Source organism: Cellulomonas hominis (genome assembly GCF_014201095.1).
GTDB classification, from domain to species: Bacteria; Actinomycetota; Actinomycetes; order Actinomycetales; family Cellulomonadaceae; genus Cellulomonas; species Cellulomonas hominis.
This window is the reverse complement of record NZ_JACHDN010000001.1, coordinates 293249-310353: the sequence shown is the minus strand read 5'-3', so window position 1 is coordinate 310353 and position 17105 is coordinate 293249. Positions and strand designations below refer to the sequence as shown.

Sequence of the window (17105 nt, the reverse complement as noted above, 5' to 3'; positions counted from 1 at the left end):
GTCGCGCGCATGCAGGTGAGACCGTTCGCGACGTGCGACCTGGCCGGCATGTACCGCGTGTGCCTGCTGACCGGGGACGCGGGCGCCGACGCCACGCCCGTCTACCGGGACCCCGACCTGCTCGGCCACGTGTACGCCGCGCCCTACCCGGTGGCCGACCCCGGCCTGACCTGGGTCGTCACCGACGACGACGGCGTGGTCGGCTACGTGGTCGGCACCGCGGACTCCCAGGCGTTCGCGCGCTGGCAGGAGCAGGCGTGGTGGCCGCCGCTGCGCGAGCGGTACCCGCTGCGGCCGGCCGTCGACGGGTTCCGGGACCACGAGCTCTGGGAGACCGTGCACCACGGCGCGACGTACGACCCCGCCGTGACGGACCGGTACCCGGCGCACCTGCACATCGACCTGCTGCCGCGCGCCCAGGGCCGGGGGCTCGGCCGGACGCTGATCGAGACCCTCGCCGGCGCCCTGCGGGAGCGCGGCGTGCCGGGGCTGCACCTCGGGGTGGCCGAGCAGAACACCGGGGCGATCGCGTTCTACGGGCGGGTCGGGTTCCGCGAGGTCGCGGCGCACACCTGGGGCCGCACCCTCGGGATGGACCTGCGGTCCGCCGCCTGACGCCGTGTCCCGGGTCGCCGCGGCGCGACCCCGCGTTACGGTGACCTCGGTGGCACCGGTCCGGTGCCGCCCGTGACCAGCGGCGGGGAGGGCCCGGCGGTGAGCGACACCGGCTACGGCGACTTCGAGTTCGAGCGACGGTTCTTCGTGCGCGAGCTCCCGCCCGAGCTGCTGGACGAGCCGGAGCCCGTGCTCATCGTCCAGTCGTACTACCTGGCGCAGGACGGCTACGCGCTGCGGCTGCGCGTCCAGGCGTCGGGGGTGCGGATGCCGCTCGGCCCGGACGCCGACCCCCTGGCCGTCCTCGACGTGGTGGGCGACCGGTTCGACTTCTGCGCGGTGACGCTCAAGGGCCCGATGAACGTCGGCACCCGGTACGAGGCCGAGCGGGAGATCGACGTGACCGTCGGCACGGAGATGATCCGCCGCGGCGGGAGCCGGATCGTCAAGAACCGGTACGCGGTCTGGCTCGGCACGGACGGCTGGGTCGTGGACGTGTTCGGCGGGGCGAACCGGCCGCTGCTGATCGCCGAGTGCGAGCGCTCGGGGCCGGTCACCGACCTGCAGATCCCGGCGTTCTGCGTCACCGAGGTGACCGACGACGCCCGGTTCTCGAACGACGGGCTCGCGCGCACGCCGTACGGGGTGTGGGCGGAGTCGTTCGAGCGCGAGCTCGCGGAGCGCGGGCCGCGGTTCCTCACCGACTTCGGGCGCAACGACCTGCAGCGCCGGGGCTGACGGTCCCCGTGTGCGGGTCGTGGGTCCTCGTGTGCCTGGCGGAATGTTGAAGCCTCAACTATTGTAGGTGGCATGACCGCAGCCGCCGTGCCCTCGACCCCCTCGTCGCCCCAGGACCGCCTCGCCGCCGACACCGCGATGGGGCCTGTGACCCTCCTCGTCGCCGACCTCGACGCCCAGGTGCGCTACTACCGCGACGTCCTCGGCCTGCAGGTCGTCGTGCGCCCCGACGAGCGCCTCGAGGGCGTCGGACGCCCGGACGTCGTCGTGCTGGGCCGGGGGACGCAGGCGCTCGTGGTGCTGCGGCACACGCCGGACCTGCCGCCCACCAGCCGCGGGCAGGCCGGGCTGTTCCACACCGCGATCCTGTTCGACACCCGCGAGGCGCTGGCCGCCACGCTCGCCTCCGTCGCGCAGCGCGCCCCGCAGACCTACGTCGGCAGCGCCGACCACCTGGTGTCCGAGGCCTTCTACCTCACCGACCCCGAGGGCAACGGCGTCGAGCTGTACTGGGACCGCGCCCGCGACCTGTGGCAGTACGACGCCGCCGGGCGGGTCGTCATGGACTCGCTGCTGCTGGACCCGAACGAGTTCATCCGCGGGAACGTCACGGACGCCGCGCTGGCGGGCCCCGCGGGGCGTCCCGTCGTCGGGCACGTGCACCTGCAGGTCGGCGACGTCGCCGGGGCGCGTGCGTTCTACGTGGACGCGCTCGGGTTCGACGTCATGGCCGAGTGGCACGGGGCGCTGTTCGTGTCCGCCGGCGGGTACCACCACCACATGGCGATGAACACGTGGAACTCCGCGGGCGCGGGGCCGCGGGCGAGCTCGCTGGGGCTCGGCGAGGTCACGCTGGTCGTGCCCGGGCCGGACGACGTCGGCGCGCTGCGCGAGCGGCTCGCGGCGCACGGGGTCGCGGTGCGGGACGACGGGGCGACGGTCACGTTCGACGACCCGTGGCGCAACGTGGTCCGCGTCCGCCCGGGGGCCTGACCCCCGCGCGGCCACGCGGGTTCGCTCGCGAGGTCGTCGGTTGCGCGCGAGGTCGTCGTCTGCGAACTCCGCTGGACGGGCAAGACCGACGACCTCGCGCGCGGTGCGACGGCGGGACGGGGCGCGCGGACGGTGCGGGGGCAGGTCCGCAGGTGGGCGGGTCAGCCCGCCATGGCCTCCGCGGTGTGGGACGGGTCGACGCGCTCGGCCGGGCGGACCGGGGGCGGGGGCGTGCCGTCGCCGAACGGGCGGCCGCCCAGGGCCTCGCGACCGTGCGGGCTCAGCCAGCCGCGCAGGTCGGGGCCCGCGGGGACGATCTGCGTGGGGTTGATGTCCTCGTGGACGACGTAGTAGTGCCGCTTGATGTGGTCGAAGTCGACCGTGTCCCCGAAGCCCGGGGTCTGGAACAGGTCGCGCGCGTACGCCCAGAGCACCGGCATCTCGGTGAGCTTCGAGCGGTTGCACTTGAAGTGCCCGTGGTAGACCGCGTCGAACCGGACGAGCGTGGTGAACAGCCGCACGTCGGCCTCGGTGATCGTGTCGCCGACGAGGTACCGCTGCCCGGCGAGGCGCTCGCCCAGCCAGTCGAGGCGGGCGAACAGCCGGCGGTAGGCGCGCTCGTAGGCCTCCTGGGACCCGGCGAACCCGCACCGGTAGACCCCGTTGTTCACGTCGGTGAAGACCTTCCGGGCGACCTGGTCGATCTCGTCCCGCAGGTGCTCGGGGTAGAGGTCGGGCGCGCCGGGGCGGTGGTGCGCGGTCCACTCGGTCGAGAGGTCCAGGGTGATCTGGGCGTAGTCGTTGGTGACGACGGCGCCGGTCGGGACGTCCACGACCGCCGGGACCGTGATGCCGCGTTCGTACCCGGGGAACCGGCGGAAGTAGGCGTCCTGGATGCGCGGGATGCCGAGCACGGGGTCGACGCCGCCCGGGTCGAGGTCGAACGTCCAGGACCGCTTGTCGTGCGTGGGCCCGCACACCCCGAGGGAGATCGCGTCCTCCAGGCCGAGCAGCCGGCGCACGATGATCGCCCGGTTCGCCCACGGGCAGGCCCGGGACACCACGAGGCGGTACCGGCCCGGCTCGACGGGGTAGCCGTCCCGCCCGTCGGCGGTGATCCGGGTGGTGATGTAGTTCTGGTCCCGCACGAACTCCTCGACGGTCGTCACGTACGCCCCGGCCGTGCTGAACTCCTGCTGCGCGTCGCCCATGGGTCGATCATCGCGCGTCCCCAGGCCGGGTGCCCGGTCTCGCGGCATGTCGGCGCGGGTGCCTACAGTGGCCGGGACCCCCGCCGTCGTCCCCCGGAGTCCCGTGCCCGTCGTGCCGCCCGCCACCGACCGACCGACCCGAGCGGCCCGACCGACGCGGCCGGCCCGCGGGCCGCGGTCCGCCCGTCGCCGCGCCGCCGCCGGGGCCGCTGCCCTGGTCGCCGTCCTCGCCGCGTGCACCGGCGGGTCGACCCGTCCGCCGACGCCCACACCGACGCCGACGGCCGAGGCGGTCACCGCGCGCGTCGCGCTGCCGGAGGCCCCCGCGACCGTCGTGCCGGACGGGCCGGCGGGGGCGACCGCGCTGGCCGTCAGCCGCGCGCTGTTCGCGGAGGCGCCGGTCGCGGTCGTCGCTGCGGACGCGACGCCGGGCGCCGTCGGGCCCGCCGCGACCGCCGGGGTGGCCCTCGGCGCGCCGGTGCTGGTTGCGGGGGCGGACGGGCTCGCCGACGAGATCGAGCGGCTGGGCAGCACCGACGTGGTCGTCGTGGGCGACGTGACCGGCCTGCCGCGCGACGTCCGCACGCACGGCGTCGACCCGGCGGACCCGGCCGCGCTCGGGGACCTCGGGGTTCCGCTCGGCCCCGAGCGGGAGGTCGCGGAGGGCGACGTCGCGGCCGCGGTCGCGGGGCTCGGCCGCCCGGGGACCGCCCTGCTGTCCGGCGAGGTGCCCGGGCCCGGGCCGACCTCCGCCGCGCCGTCGGGGTCGCCGGCGGCCGCCCCGGCGACCCCGGCGTCGGACGACGTCCTCGCGTCCCTCCGCCTCGAGCTGCCGGGGGCGACGGCGTCCTCGACGGCGGCCGCGGCTCCCCGGCCGTCCGCCACCCCGCGGCCCGCCGACCCGGGACCGGTCCGCCTCGGCGCCGACGGCCCCGTCGTCGCGCCCCCGGCGGCTCCCGAGCGCGCGGCCCTGCTCGTCGACCTGGCCGCCGACCCCGACGGCCGGACCGCCGCCGCGCTCGCCACGGCCCGCGCCGCCGGCGTCCCGGTGGTCGACGTCCCGGGCGGAGACCCGCGCGCCACGTCCGCGTCCGTGCGGGCGCTGACCGGTGTCGAGCACGTCGTGGCGCTGGGGGCCGCCTTCGGCGCGGCGGACCGCCTCGGTGCGCGCGTCGCCGCCGCGTCGACGGGCGTCGAGCTCCCCGGCGGCGGGCAGCTCGTGTTCCCGCCGGGCGAGCCGGGCAAGCGCTACGTCGCCCTGTACGGCACCCCGGGCACCCCGGCGCTCGGCGTGCTGGGGGAGCAGGACGTCCCGGCGACGATCGCCCGCGCGCAGCAGACCGCCGCGCAGTACGACCCGCTCACCGAGGACACCGTCGTCCCCACGCTGGAGATCATCGCGACGATCGCGTCGGCCGGCCCCGAGGCCGACGGGTCCTACTCGCGCCCGCGCAGCATCGAGGACCTGCGGCCGCTCGTCGAGGCCGCGCAGGACGCCGGGCAGGCCGTCGTCATCGACCTGCAGCCCGGCCGCACGGACTTCGTCACCCAGGCGCAGCAGTTCGCCGACCTGCTCGCGTACCCGCACGTCGGCCTCGCGCTCGACCCGGAGTGGCGCCTGGCGCCGGACCAGGTGCACCTGCGGCAGATCGGCTCCGTCGGGATCGACGAGGTCAACGCCACCGCCGCCTGGCTCGCGGAGTTCACGCGCGCGCGGCACCTGCCGCAGAAGATGTTCCTGCTGCACCAGTTCTCGCTGCGGATGATCACCGAGCGCGAGCGCCTCGACACGAGCCACGACGAGCTCGCGACGATCATCCACGCGGACGGGCAGGGCTCCCAGCCGGCGAAGGCCGGGACGTGGGCGACGCTGCACCAGGGCGCGCCGCCGGTGCACTGGGGCTGGAAGAACTTCTACGACGAGGACCAGCCGATGCTGGACCCGGCGCAGACCTACGCGGTGCAGCCGACGCCCGACCTGGTCACGTACCAGTAGGGCGGCGCGGCGTCAGGCGACGGCGGCGTCCGCGGCGGCGGTGCGCTCGTAGACGCGCTGGTGCCCGGAGATCCCGGCCAGCCGGAACGGGCTGCGCGTCGAGGCCTCGATCGGGTGCTCGCCGCCGTCGACCGGGTTCACCGGCGCGATGACCTCGAGGTACTCGGCGTGCGAGACGCGCTGCCGGTCGTCCAGCAGCCGGCGGTGCGCGGCGGCGCGCAGGTGCTCGCGGTACCCGGGCTGCACGACGCCGGTGAAGAACTCGCCGACCGAGCCGGACCCGTACGAGAAGAACCCGATCCGCGCGCCGGCGAGGTCCGCGGCCGCGTGGTCGAGCAGCGACGCGAGGCCGATGTACATCGACGCCGTGTAGGAGTTCCCGATCTCGCGGTTGTACCGCAGCGTGTCCGCGATCTGCGCGTCCATCACCTCGGCGTCCCGCGCGGTGCCGGCGACGCGGGTCAGGTGCGCGTGGGCCTTGACCGCCATCTTCGTGAACGGCTGGTGGTACACGAACGCGTCGATGTCCCCGAACGCGGGGCCGCCCTGGGCCTGCAGGTCCTGCCAGGCGCCGGTCAGCGAGTCGGTGTACGCCCGCAGGGACAGCCGGCCGTCCACCACGGCGGTGGTCCGGTAGTTCGGCCGCCAGAAGTCCATCACGTCGGTGGTGTGCAGGCCGGAGACCGGCTCGATCGCAACGAGGCGCGGGTCGGCGGTGATGAGCATCGCGACGGCGCCGCAGCCCTGCGTGGGCTCGCCGGAGGACCCGACGTCGTACCGGGCGACGTCCGAGCAGATGACCAGCACCTTCTGCTCGGGGTTCCGGGCCACCAGCGCGAGTGCCATCTGCAGCGCGGACGTCCCGGCGTAGCAGGCCTGCTTGAGCTCGACGACGCGGCTGGCGGCGGGCAGCCCGAGCAGCCGGTGCACGTACACGCCGGCGGACTTCGACTGGTCGATGCCGGACTCGGTGGCCAGCAGCACGGTGCGCACGGAGGCGAGCTCCGCCTCGGACAGCGACTCGACGAGCGGGAGCGCGGCGGCGGCGGCGAGCGTGACGACGTCCTCGTCGGGGGCGCACACGCTCATCCGGTCCTGACCCAGCCCGACCGTGTACTTCGCGACCTCGACGCCGTGCACCGGCGCGAGGTCGGCGAGGTCGAGGTAGCGGTCCGCGGTCGCGAACGCCAGGTCGTCGATGCCGAGCTGCATGTCGGGGAGGGATCCTCTCGTGAGGGGCGTCGTCCGCGGGTCCGGCCCGGGGCGGCGGGGCCCCGGGACGCGAGCGCCGGCGCCGGCACCCCCGCGAGGCCCGGACGACTGTAGCCCCGCGTGCGCACCCCCACCAACGAGGGTGACGACTCTGCACGCCGTCCTCACGGAACACCGACGAGGCCGCGCATCATCCCGGCGCGGCCCGCAGGATCGGCCCGCGGGGTCGGGCCCGGGCGTCAGCCCTGCGCGCCGGCCCCGCGCTCCAGACGCAGGTGCGCCGCCATCAGCTCGCCGGGGTTCGTCTGCGCCGCCATGAGCGACAGCTCCCCGCACAGCACCGTCGCCGCGCAGAGCACCGCGAGGCGCCGGGCGTTGGCGCCGGGCTCGCGCTCCTCGCGGCAGCCGAGCCGGGCGAGGTTCTCCTCGACGAAGTCCAGCCCCTTGCCGTTGCCGACCGTGCCGACGACGAGGTTCGGCAGCGTGCAGGAGAAGTACAGGTCCTCGCCGCGGACCTCCGCGTGCGTCAGGCCCTGCGAGCCCTCGACGATGTTCGCGGCGTCCTGCCCGGTGGCCAGGTAGAACGCGAGCAGCATGTTCGCGTAGTGCGCGTTCGCCGACCGCAGGCCGCCCGCCAGCATCGTGCCGATGAGGTTCTTGCGGATGTTGAGCTGCACGACCGCCTCGGGGGTGGTGTGCAGGAACCGCTCGACGACCCGGCGGGGGATGACGATCTCGGTGACGACGTTCTTGCCGCGGCCCAGGATCCCGTTCACCGCGGTGGCCTTCTTGTCCGAGCAGTAGTTGCCCGAGATCGAGCCGTACCGCACGCCGGGGACCGCGCCGAGCACGTGGTCCAGCAGCTTCTCGGCCGCGTTCGTCACCATGTTGTGGCCGGACGCGTCGCCGGTGCTGAGCTCGAACCGGACGAACAGCAGGTTCCCGGCGATCTGGGTGTGCAGGTCGAGCAGCCGCGCGAACCGGCTGGTGCCCGCCACGACGGCCTCGAGGTCCGCCCGGTGCGCGGTCAGCCACTGCACGGCGGCCAGCGCGACCCCGGCGTCGTCGGCCTCCAGCAGGACCGACCGGGACATCCGCTCGTCCACGAGCGTCGCCCGGATGCCGCCGGCGACCATCGTGGAGATCCGCGCGCCCCGGCGGACCGAGGGCCACAGCGGCGACTCGTACGTGGCGAGCGGCACCTCCGTCTCGCCGGACATGACGTTGCCGCTGATCCGCAGCGGGCCGACCCAGCGCAGCGGGACGGGCGCGGACGCGTCGGCGACGGCGGACATGGGGACCTCCGGGTGGGGGAGCGGGGCGCGGCGCCCTCGTGGCGCCCCGTCAGCGTAGACGGACGTACGGTGACCGCCATGACGCGACCTCTCCGCATCGGAGTCCAGATCCAGCCCCAGCACGCCGACTACGCCCAGATCCGCGACGCCGTCCGTCGCGCCGAGGACCTCGGGGTGGACGTGGTCTACAACTGGGACCACTTCTTCCCGCTGTCCGGCGACCCCGACGGCAAGCACTTCGAGTGCTGGACCATGCTCGGCGCCTGGGCGGAGCAGACCAGCCGGGTGCAGATCGGCGCGCTGGTGAGCTGCAACTCGTACCGGAACCCCGAGCTCCTGGCCGACATGGCCCGGACCGTCGACCACATCAGCGGCGGCCGGCTGGTGCTCGGGATCGGCGCGGGCTGGTTCGAGAAGGACTACGACCGGTTCGGCTACGAGTTCGGCACGCCCGGCACGCGGATCGCCGACCTCGCGCAGGCGCTGCCCCGGATCAAGGCCCGCCTCGCGGCGGGCAACCCGGCGCCGACCCGGGACATCCCCGTGCTGATCGGCGGGGGCGGCGAGCGCAAGACGCTGCGGGTCGTCGCGGAGCACGCCGACGTGTGGCACTCGTTCGGCGACCTGGACACGCTGACCCGCAAGAGCGCGATCCTCGACGAGCACGGCGCTGCCGTCGGCCGGGACACCGCCGCGCTGGTCGAGCGCAGCGTCGGGGTCCGCGGGGCGCCCGAGGACGCCGCGGACGCGCTGGTGGCCGCCGGGGTGACGCTGTTCACGGTCGGCGTCAGCGGCCCGGACTACGACCTGTCCCTGGTGGAGCGCTGGGTCGCCTGGCGGGACGCCGCGCAGTCCTGAGCGCGCCGGGCGGCGGCGCACGAGGTCGAGGGTTTCGGTGGTCGACCCCCGTCGAAACCCTCGACCTCGTACGAGACCCTCGACCTCGGCGAGCGGGGCGAGCGGGGCGAGCGGGGCGGCGGCTCAGCCGACGTCCGCGCCGGGGAGGCTCGGGAGCTCCAGGGTCTCGTCGATCAGGGACTGGAGGTCCGCGAGGTCCGCGTCGGTCCAGCCGGGGGGTTCGGTGACGTCGGCCCACGCGGCGACGACCTGCGACGCGTAGTTGTGCCCGTGCCCGTCCGGGACGCTCACGCCGAAGAACTGGTCGACCGTCACCTGCACGAACGTGATCAGCGGGAACCAGCGCACCCGCCCGGAGACGTCGGGGCCGCGCGGCTCGGCGAGCCAGTCGGGCTGCCGTGCGAGCAGGTCCCACGACCACCACACCACCGGGTCGGAGGCGTGCTGCAGGTACGCGACGCGCGGCGCCCCCCAGTCGCCGGGCAGGTCCCCGAGGTCCGTGCCGTCCGACGCGAACCGCACGGTCTCGCCGTCGTCGACGACCGGCTGCCACTCGGGGCTGCCGGCGTCCCGGTCGTCGGTGATCGTGCGCCACAGCGGCGTGAAGTTCGGCGTCCCGACGTAGAGGGCGCCGTCGACCCGGGTCGTGAGGTCGCCGACGGAGCCGAACGGCGCCTGCGCGGCGAACGACCCGAGGCTCAGCCCGTACGACACGAGCTGCGGGCGGTCGTCCTCCGGCAGCGCGGACCACGCCTCGTGGACGGCGTCGAACAGCACGCGCCCGGCCTCGGTCGCGCGGTCGGCGTCCACGAGGAACGAGATCCACGACGGCAGGAACGAGTACTGCATCGTGGCGATCGCGGTGTCCCCGCCCCACAGGTACTCCAGGGCGGCCATCTGCTGCGGCTCGGTCCACCCGGTCCCGGTGGCGCCGGCGACGACGAGCACCGAGCGGTCGAACGCCCCGGTGCGCTCGAGCTCCTGGACCACCAGGTCGGCGCGCCCGGCGGCGTCGCCGGCGGAGTCCAGGCCCGCGTAGACCCGGATCGGCTCGACCGCGGCCTGCCCGGTGACGTCGCCGATCTCGGCGGTGGTCGGCCCGCCCGCGACGAACGTCCGCCCCTGCCGGCCGAGCGAGTCCCAGGACACGGCGGACGCCGGGGACCCGGAGCGGAGATCGGAGGTCACCGGCTCGACGCCCTCGTCCGTCCCGGCGTTCGTGCCCGCGTAGACGGAGTCGGCGACATCGACGACCACCCGGAACAGCACGCCGGCCGCGAGCCAGTACACGAGCAGCGCGACGAGCACCACGCCGAGCAGCGACGCGGCCGGCGCCGGTACCCACCGGCCGAGCAGCCGGGCGATCCGTCGCGACAGCCTGCGCAGCGCGCGGCCGAGCGCGATGAGCCCCAGCCCGACGAGGAACGCGATCACGCCCACGAGGAACCACGAGGACGGGCGCCGCTGCTCACCGACCAGCTCGCGCACGTCGTTCTGCCACCCGGCCCCGACGACGACCACGACGACCGCGAGCACCGGCCCGACCCAGGCCAGCACCCGCCACGCCGCGCGCCGCACCCGCACGGGCGGCAGCGGCAGCCCGGTCCGGCGCACGATCCACGCGACCAGGACGCCGAGGCCGTAGCCCGCCGCGGTGCCGACGCCGGCGATCAGGCCGAGGTACAGCGTCGGGCGGGGGAGCAGCGAGGGCGTCATCGCCGCGGCGAGGCCGAGCAGGGCGCCGAGCATCCCCGACCAGGACAGCCGCCGCCGGGCGAACCACCGGGCGACCGGGCCGCCGGCGCGGCGCAGGGCCGGGGCGAACCCGCTCGCGGCGGCGGGGCGGTTGGCCGCGGGGGTAGCGGGCTGCGGCGGCGCGGCGGCCGGCTGGTCGGTGTCCACGGGCGTCCTCCGTCCAGCCGCCCGACGTGCGCCGGCGGCTCCCGCGATTCCTACCACAGCGCCTCCGACCCGCGACCGGCCCCTACCCTGGGCGTGTGAGCGAGACGAGCGACCTGACCCCCGTCGCCCAGGACTACCTCAAGGTCATCTGGACCGCGCGGGAGTGGTCGACGGCACCGGTGACGACCAAGATGCTCGCCGAGCGGCTCGGCGTCGGCGCGTCCACGGTGTCCGAGACGGTGCGCCGGCTGGCGGACCAGGGCCTGGTCGTGCACGCCCCGTACGCCGCGATCGCGCTGACCGACGAGGGCGTCCGGCACGCCGTCCAGGTCGTGCGCCGGCACCGGCTGATCGAGACGTTCCTGGTCAGCGAGCTCGGGTACGCCTGGGACGAGGTGCACGACGAGGCCGAGGTGCTGGAGCACGCCGTCTCCGACCTCATGGTCGAGCGGATCGACGCCCGCCTGGGCCACCCGACGCGCGACCCGCACGGCGACCCGATCCCGGCGCCCGACGGCACGGTCCCGACGCCCGCGGCCAGCATGCTGTGGGAGCTCGCCGGGGGCACCGGCCGGGTCGCGCGCATCTCCGACGCCGACCCGGGGCTGCTGCGGTACCTCGCGACCGTCGGGGTGGTGCTGGACGCGCGGGTCGAGGTCGTCGAGCGGCGGGACTTCGCGGGGATGACGGCGGTGCGGGTGCTGCCGCCGGAGGGGGCGGCCGACGCCGAGCCGCGGGCCGTCGAGCTCGGGGAGCTGGCGGCGCGGGCGATCTGGATCCTGCTCGACGCCTGATCGCCCGGGCCCGCTCATCCGGCGTGCGCGCTCGGCGCGCGCCCGGTGACCGCTCGCTGACCGCCCGGTAAGGTGGCCCGCACCGGTCCGCCCCGCCGCCGCGGCCACCGGGACGGGCCGCCGCACCCGTCGGGCGCGCCCCCGCGCGACCGGCGCGCTGCGTGCTGCCGCACCGACCCACGACGCGGGAGCACCATGCCGACCACCACGACGGGCACCCCCGCCGACGCGCTCGACCCGGGTCTCGTCCGCCGCCGCGCGCGGCTGCCGCTGCTGGCGCTCGCGCTCGGCGGGTTCAGCATCGGCACCACCGAGTTCACGACGATGGGCCTGCTGCCGCAGATCGCGGACGACCTGCAGGTCTCGATCCCGACCGCCGGGCACGTCATCACGGCGTACGCGCTCGGCGTCGTCGTGGGCGCCCCGCTGCTGACCACGGTCGCCGCCCGGATGGACCGGCGGACCCTGCTGCTCGTGCTGATGGCGGCGTTCACGGTCGGCAACGTGCTGTCCGCGCTCGCACCGACCGCCGGCTGGCTGGTCGCCGCGCGGTTCGCCGCCGGCCTGCCGCACGGGGCGTTCTTCGGCGTCGGCGCCGCGATGGGCGCGCACGTCGCCGGCCCCGGGCGCCGCGGGCAGGCCGTCGCGACGATGATGGCCGGGCTGACGATCGCGAACGTCGTCGGGGTGCCGCTGTCCACGGTGCTCGGCCAGGCGTTCGGCTGGCGGGCGGCGTTCGTCGCGGTGGGGGCGCTCGGGCTGGCGACGCTCGCGGCGCTGTGGCGGTTCGTCCCCGGGCTGGCCGTGGCCGACGGCGTGAGCGTGCGGACCGAGGTGCGCGCGCTGCGGAACGCCCGGCTGTGGGTGGTCTGCGCCGCGGGGGCCATCGGGTTCGGCGGCATGTTCGCCGTGTACTCGTACGTCGCCCCGCTGCTCACGGACGTCACCGGCGTGGCCGAGGCGACCGTCCCGCTCGTGCTCGCGCTGTTCGGCGTCGGGATGACCGTGGGCACGCTGCTCGGCGGCCGGCTCGCGGACCGGTCCGTGCCCCGGACCGTGCTCCTCGGGTTCGCGACGACGATCGTGGCCCTCGTGCTCATCGCCGTCGTCGCGCAGTGGGTGGTGCCCGGGGTGCTGGCGGTCGTGGCGCTCGGCGTGACGTCGCAGGTGCTCGGGATCGCGCTGCAGTCGTGGCTGATGGACCTGTCGCCGCAGGCGCCCTCGCTCGGGGCGGCGCTGTGCCACTCCGCGCTGAACGTCGGGAACGCGGCGGGGGCATGGGCCGGCGGCGTGGTGATCGCGGCCGGGCTGGGGTACCTGGCGCCCGCGTGGGTGGGGGCCGGGCTGACCGCAGCGGGCCTGGTGATCGCCGTGTTCGTGCTGCCGCGGCGGCGCGCGGTCTGACGCGCGCGGCGCCGCAGCTGGCGCCGGGACGCGGTCGGGAGGGGGCCGCGGTCCTCGCTAGACTCGCCCGGTGACGTCGCCCGCCTCCACCCAGCCCGACCCCGCCGCTCCCGTCCCGGCCACCGGCCAGGACGTGCCGTTCCGGTACACCGCCGACCTCGCCCGCGAGATCGAGCTCCGGTGGCAGGACGAGTGGGTCGAGCGCGGCACGTTCTTCGCGGCCAACCCCGCGGGCGACCTCACCGACGGCGACGGCGCGCACGCCCGCCCGGGCGCCCGGCCGTTCTTCGTCATGGACATGTTCCCGTACCCCTCGGGCGCGGGCCTGCACGTCGGTCACCCCCTGGGCTACATCGCCACCGACGTCGTCGCGCGGTTCCGCCGGATGCAGGGCGACAACGTGCTGCACGCCCTGGGCTACGACGCGTTCGGCCTGCCCGCCGAGCAGTACGCCGTGCAGACGGGCCAGCACCCGCGCACGACCACCGAGGCGAACATCGAGATCATGGCGCGCCAGCTCAAGCGCCTGGGCGTCGCGCACGACCCGCGCCGCACGTTCGCGACCATCGACTCCGACTACGTCCGCTGGACGCAGTGGATCTTCCTGCAGATCTTCGGGTCCTGGTACGACGAGGACGCGGTGCGCCCCGACGGCGGCACGGGCGCGGCCCGGCCGGTGTCGACGCTGGTCGCGGCGTACGAGTCGGGGGAGCGCGAGGTGCCGGACGGCATCGACGGGGTGCCCGCGGGCGCCGCGTGGGCCGACCTGGACGACGTGCAGCGCCGCCGCGTGGTCGACGCCCAGCGCCTGGCGTACGTCTCCGAGACCCCGGTGAACTGGTGCCCGGGGCTGGGCACCGTGCTGGCCAACGAGGAGGTCACCTCCGAGGGCCGCTCCGAGCGCGGCAACTTCCCGGTCTTCCAGCGCACGCTGCGGCAGTGGAACATGCGGATCACCGCGTACGCGGACCGCCTGGCCGACGACCTGTCGCTCATCGACTGGCCCGAGAAGGTCACCGCGATGCAGCGGAACTGGATCGGCCGCTCCGAGGGCGCGCACGTCGACTTCGAGGTCACCGACGCCGACGAGCCGCTGACCGTCTTCACGACCCGCCCCGACACGCTGTTCGGCGCCACCTACGTCGTGCTGGCGCCCGAGCACCCGCTGGTCGACGCGATCGTCGCCGACTCCGAGGCGGGGTCGGTCTGGGACGAGGACGTGCCCGAGGCGTGGCGCGGTGGCGCCACGTCGCCCGCCGAGGCCGTCGCCGCGTACCGCCGCGAGGCCGCCGCCAAGTCCGCCGTCGAGCGGCAGGCCGACGCGGGCCGCAAGACCGGCGTGTTCACCGGCGGCTACGCCCTGAACCCGGTGAACGGCGCGCAGCTGCCCGTGTTCATCGCCGACTACGTCCTCATGGGCTACGGCACCGGCGCGATCATGGCCGTCCCCGGCGGCGACACCCGCGACTTCGCGTTCGCCGAGGCGTTCGGGCTGCCGGTCGTGCACACCGTGCAGCCGCCGGAGGGCCACGAGGGCGCCTGGACCGGCGACGGCGAGATCATCAACTCGGCGAACGAGGAGATCTCCCTGGACGGCCTGTCCGTGGCGGACGCCAAGGCGCGGATCGTCGACTGGCTGGAGGAGCGTGGCGCCGGGTCGCGCACCGTCACGTACCGGCTGCGCGACTGGCTGTTCAGCCGGCAGCGGTACTGGGGCGAGCCGTTCCCGGTCGTCTACGACGAGCACGACCTGCCGATCGCCGTGCCCGAGTCGGCACTGCCGGTCGACCTGCCCGACGTGCCGGACTACGCGCCGCGGACCTTCGACCCCGACGACGCCGACTCCTCGCCCGAGGCGCCGCTGAGCCGCAACGACGACTGGGTCGCCGTCACGCTCGACCTGGGCGACGGGCCGAAGACGTACCGCCGCGACACGAACACCATGCCGAACTGGGCCGGGTCGTGCTGGTACTACCTGCACTACCTCGACCCGGCGCACCGCACCGGCCAGGTCGTCGACCCCGCGCTCGAGCAGTACTGGATGGGGCCCGGCCACAACCCGGGCGACACCCACGGCGCCGGCGGCGTCGACCTGTACGTGGGCGGCGTCGAGCACGCCGTCCTGCACCTGCTGTACGCGCGGTTCTGGCACAAGGTGCTCTACGACCTGGGGCACGTCACCAGCCGGGAGCCCTTCTACAAGCTGTTCAACCAGGGCTACATCCAGGCGTACGCCTACACCGACGCGCGCGGCGTGTACGTGCCCGCCGCCGAGGTGGTCGAGGACGGCTCCGTCGAGTCCGGGTTCACCTGGAACGGCGAGGAGGTGTTCCGCGAGTACGGCAAGATCGGCAAGTCGCTGAAGAACGCCGTGTCGCCCGACGAGATGTACGCCGAGTACGGCGCGGACACCCTGCGCGTCTACGAGATGTCGATGGGCCCGCTGGACCTGTCCCGCCCGTGGGAGACCCGGGCCGTCGTCGGGGCGCAGCGGTTCCTGCAGCGCGTGTGGCGCAACGTCGTCTCCGAGGAGACCGGCGAGGTCACCGTCGCGGACGTCGAGCCCTCGGTCGAGACGCTGCGCGTGCTGCACCGGACGATCGCCGAGGTCGGCGAGGACATGGCGGGCATGCGGATCAACACCGCGATCGCCAAGCTCATCGTCCTCAACAACCACCTGACGTCGCTGGACGCCGTGCCGCGGTCCGTCGCCGAGCAGCTGGTGCTCATGACCGCCCCCGTCGCCCCGCACCTGGCCGAGGAGCTGTGGTCGCGCCTGGGTCACGAGCGGTCGCTGGCGCACGAGCCGTTCCCGGCCGTCGACCCGCAGTACCTGGTCGAGGACACCGTGACCTGCGTGTTCCAGGTGCAGGGCAAGGTCCGCGGGCGTGCCGAGGTCAGCCCCGACGCCGGCGAGGACGCCCTGCGGGAGCTCGCCCTGGCGGACGCCGGCGTGCAGCGTGCGCTGGCCGGACGGGACGTGCGGACCGTGGTCGTCCGGGCGCCGAAGCTCGTCAACGTGGTGCCGGCCTGACGGTGCCGGCGAGCGGGGCTCCCGCCGCGGGGGCCGGCGGGGCCGGGTCCGGCGGGGCGGCCGAGCCGCGCCGCCGCCGGGTCGCGCTGCCCGCGTGGGCGGCCGGGGCGGTCGAGCGGTGGCGTGCGCGGGGCGAGGTGCCCGTCGCGGCGGCGCCCGTCCCCCGGGTGGCCGTCGTGACCGACTCGACGTCCTGCCTCGACGCCGCGGATGCCGCGGCGTGGGGCGTCGACGTGGTGCCGCTCGACGTGGCGGCCGACGGTGCCCGGTACCGGGACGGCGTGGACCTGACCGGCGACGGGCTCGCGGCGCTCCTCGCGTCCGGGCGCCGGATCACGACCTCCCAGCCGCCACCCGCCGCGTTCGCCGCCGCCTACGAGGCCGCCGCCGCGCACGGGGCCGCCGAGGTGGTGTCCGTGCACCTGTCGGGTGAGCTCTCCGGGACCGTGCGGGCCGCCGGGCTCGCCGCGCAGCTCGCGCCGCTGCCCGTGCACGTCGTGGACTCGCGCAGCGCCGGGCTCGGGCTCGGGTTCGCCGCGCTCGCCGCCGCCGAGGCCGCGCGCGGGGACGCCTGGGGCGGGCTGCCCGAGGGGTCGGCCGTCGCCGAGGTGGCGGAGCAGGTCGGGCGCTCGACGGCCGCCTGGTTCGTCGTCGACTCGCTCGACCACCTGCGCCGCGGGGGCCGGCTGTCCGCCGCGGCCGCCGCGTTCGGGACGGTGCTCGGGCTGCGGCCCGTGCTCGCGCTGCGCGACGGGCGGATCGAGGTCGCCGAGCGGGTGCGCACCCGGAGGGCCGCGCGCGACCGGCTGCACGACCTCGCGGTCGCCGAGGCCGGCCGGCGCGGGCCGGGGGTGCGGCTCGCGGTGCAGCACCTCGGCCGGCCGGACGTCGCCGCGGAGCTCGCAGAGCGGCTGCGGGCGGCCACCGGGGCGGACGAGGTGCTCGTGCGGGAGGTCGGCGCCGTGCTCGGCGGCCACCTCGGGGTCGGGGCGCTCGCGGTGATGCTGACGGACCGCTGAGGTCCCGGGCCCGGCGATCACGGGGCGCCGAGTC

Annotated in this window: 13 protein-coding genes; 9 read left to right on the top strand and 4 right to left on the bottom strand. The window is 75.6% G+C overall.

The annotated features are described in order from the left end of the window. Positions 1 to 9: 9 nt before the first annotated feature. The 3 genes from HNR08_RS01500 to HNR08_RS01490 all read left to right on the top strand — a co-directional run bounded on the left by HNR08_RS01500 (position 10) and on the right by HNR08_RS01490 (position 2346). Complete coding sequence (locus HNR08_RS01500; protein WP_146840879.1) at positions 10 to 615, top strand: GNAT family N-acetyltransferase; 606 nt, start codon at positions 10 to 12, stop codon at positions 613 to 615. Between the two features lie 99 nt (positions 616 to 714). Continuing rightward, positions 715 to 1353, top strand: coding sequence for a CYTH domain-containing protein (locus tag HNR08_RS01495; protein ID WP_146840881.1), 639 nt, complete (start codon positions 715 to 717; stop codon positions 1351 to 1353). A 72-nt stretch (positions 1354 to 1425) separates the two neighbouring features. Next, a complete protein-coding gene (locus tag HNR08_RS01490) occupies positions 1426 to 2346 on the top strand; it encodes a VOC family protein (protein WP_246803231.1) in 921 nt (306 codons plus the stop codon). A 161-nt stretch (positions 2347 to 2507) separates the two neighbouring features. Here the strand turns inward: HNR08_RS01490 and HNR08_RS01485 are convergent, their stop codons facing one another. Beyond that, the gene (locus tag HNR08_RS01485) at positions 2508 to 3557 is read right to left on the bottom strand and encodes a glutathione S-transferase family protein (RefSeq protein ID WP_146840880.1); all 1050 of its coding nucleotides are present in this window, start codon (positions 3555 to 3557) and stop codon (positions 2508 to 2510) included. 112 nt (positions 3558 to 3669) lie between these two features. On the opposite strand from HNR08_RS01485, the gene HNR08_RS01480 reads away from it, so the two are divergent. Then, the gene (locus HNR08_RS01480; protein ID WP_338075765.1) at positions 3670 to 5553 is read left to right on the top strand and encodes a hypothetical protein; all 1884 of its coding nucleotides are present in this window, start codon (positions 3670 to 3672) and stop codon (positions 5551 to 5553) included. A 12-nt stretch (positions 5554 to 5565) separates the two neighbouring features. Here the strand turns inward: HNR08_RS01480 and HNR08_RS01475 are convergent, their stop codons facing one another. Together HNR08_RS01475 and HNR08_RS01470 are read right to left on the bottom strand one after the other, a co-directional pair. Then, on the bottom strand, positions 5566 to 6765 hold the full coding sequence (locus tag HNR08_RS01475) for a hydroxymethylglutaryl-CoA synthase (RefSeq protein ID WP_146840584.1): 1200 nt from the start codon (positions 6763 to 6765) through the stop codon (positions 5566 to 5568). Between the two features lie 239 nt (positions 6766 to 7004). Further along, positions 7005 to 8060 carry a hydroxymethylglutaryl-CoA reductase gene (locus tag HNR08_RS01470; RefSeq protein WP_146840585.1) on the bottom strand — a complete coding sequence of 352 codons (1056 nt, stop codon included), beginning with the start codon at positions 8058 to 8060 and terminating at the stop codon, positions 7005 to 7007. A gap of 78 nt (positions 8061 to 8138) precedes the next feature. Between HNR08_RS01470 and HNR08_RS01465 the strand changes: the two genes are divergently transcribed. Further along, a complete protein-coding gene (locus tag HNR08_RS01465) occupies positions 8139 to 8918 on the top strand; it encodes an LLM class F420-dependent oxidoreductase (protein WP_146840586.1) in 780 nt (259 codons plus the stop codon). Between the two features lie 123 nt (positions 8919 to 9041). On the opposite strand, the gene HNR08_RS01460 is transcribed toward HNR08_RS01465, so the two are convergent. After that, complete coding sequence (locus tag HNR08_RS01460; protein ID WP_183834737.1) at positions 9042 to 10820, bottom strand: alpha/beta hydrolase; 1779 nt, start codon at positions 10818 to 10820, stop codon at positions 9042 to 9044. A gap of 95 nt (positions 10821 to 10915) precedes the next feature. Between HNR08_RS01460 and HNR08_RS01455 the strand changes: the two genes are divergently transcribed. The 4 genes from HNR08_RS01455 to HNR08_RS01440 all read left to right on the top strand — a co-directional run bounded on the left by HNR08_RS01455 (position 10916) and on the right by HNR08_RS01440 (position 17071). Next, positions 10916 to 11614: a metal-dependent transcriptional regulator gene (locus HNR08_RS01455; RefSeq protein ID WP_246803199.1), complete on the top strand. Its 699-nt coding sequence runs from the start codon at positions 10916 to 10918 to the stop codon at positions 11612 to 11614. 195 nt (positions 11615 to 11809) lie between these two features. Beyond that, entirely contained in the window at positions 11810 to 13018 is a 1209-nt protein-coding gene (locus tag HNR08_RS01450) for an MFS transporter (RefSeq protein ID WP_146840587.1), read from the top strand. A 70-nt stretch (positions 13019 to 13088) separates the two neighbouring features. After that, positions 13089 to 16052, top strand: a complete 2964-nt coding sequence (gene leuS, locus HNR08_RS01445) for a leucine--tRNA ligase (RefSeq protein WP_246803200.1) — start codon at positions 13089 to 13091, stop codon at positions 16050 to 16052. A gap of 2 nt (positions 16053 to 16054) precedes the next feature. Further along, positions 16055 to 17071, top strand: a complete 1017-nt coding sequence (locus tag HNR08_RS01440; RefSeq protein WP_246803201.1) for a DegV family protein — start codon at positions 16055 to 16057, stop codon at positions 17069 to 17071. Positions 17072 to 17105 lie beyond the last annotated feature (34 nt).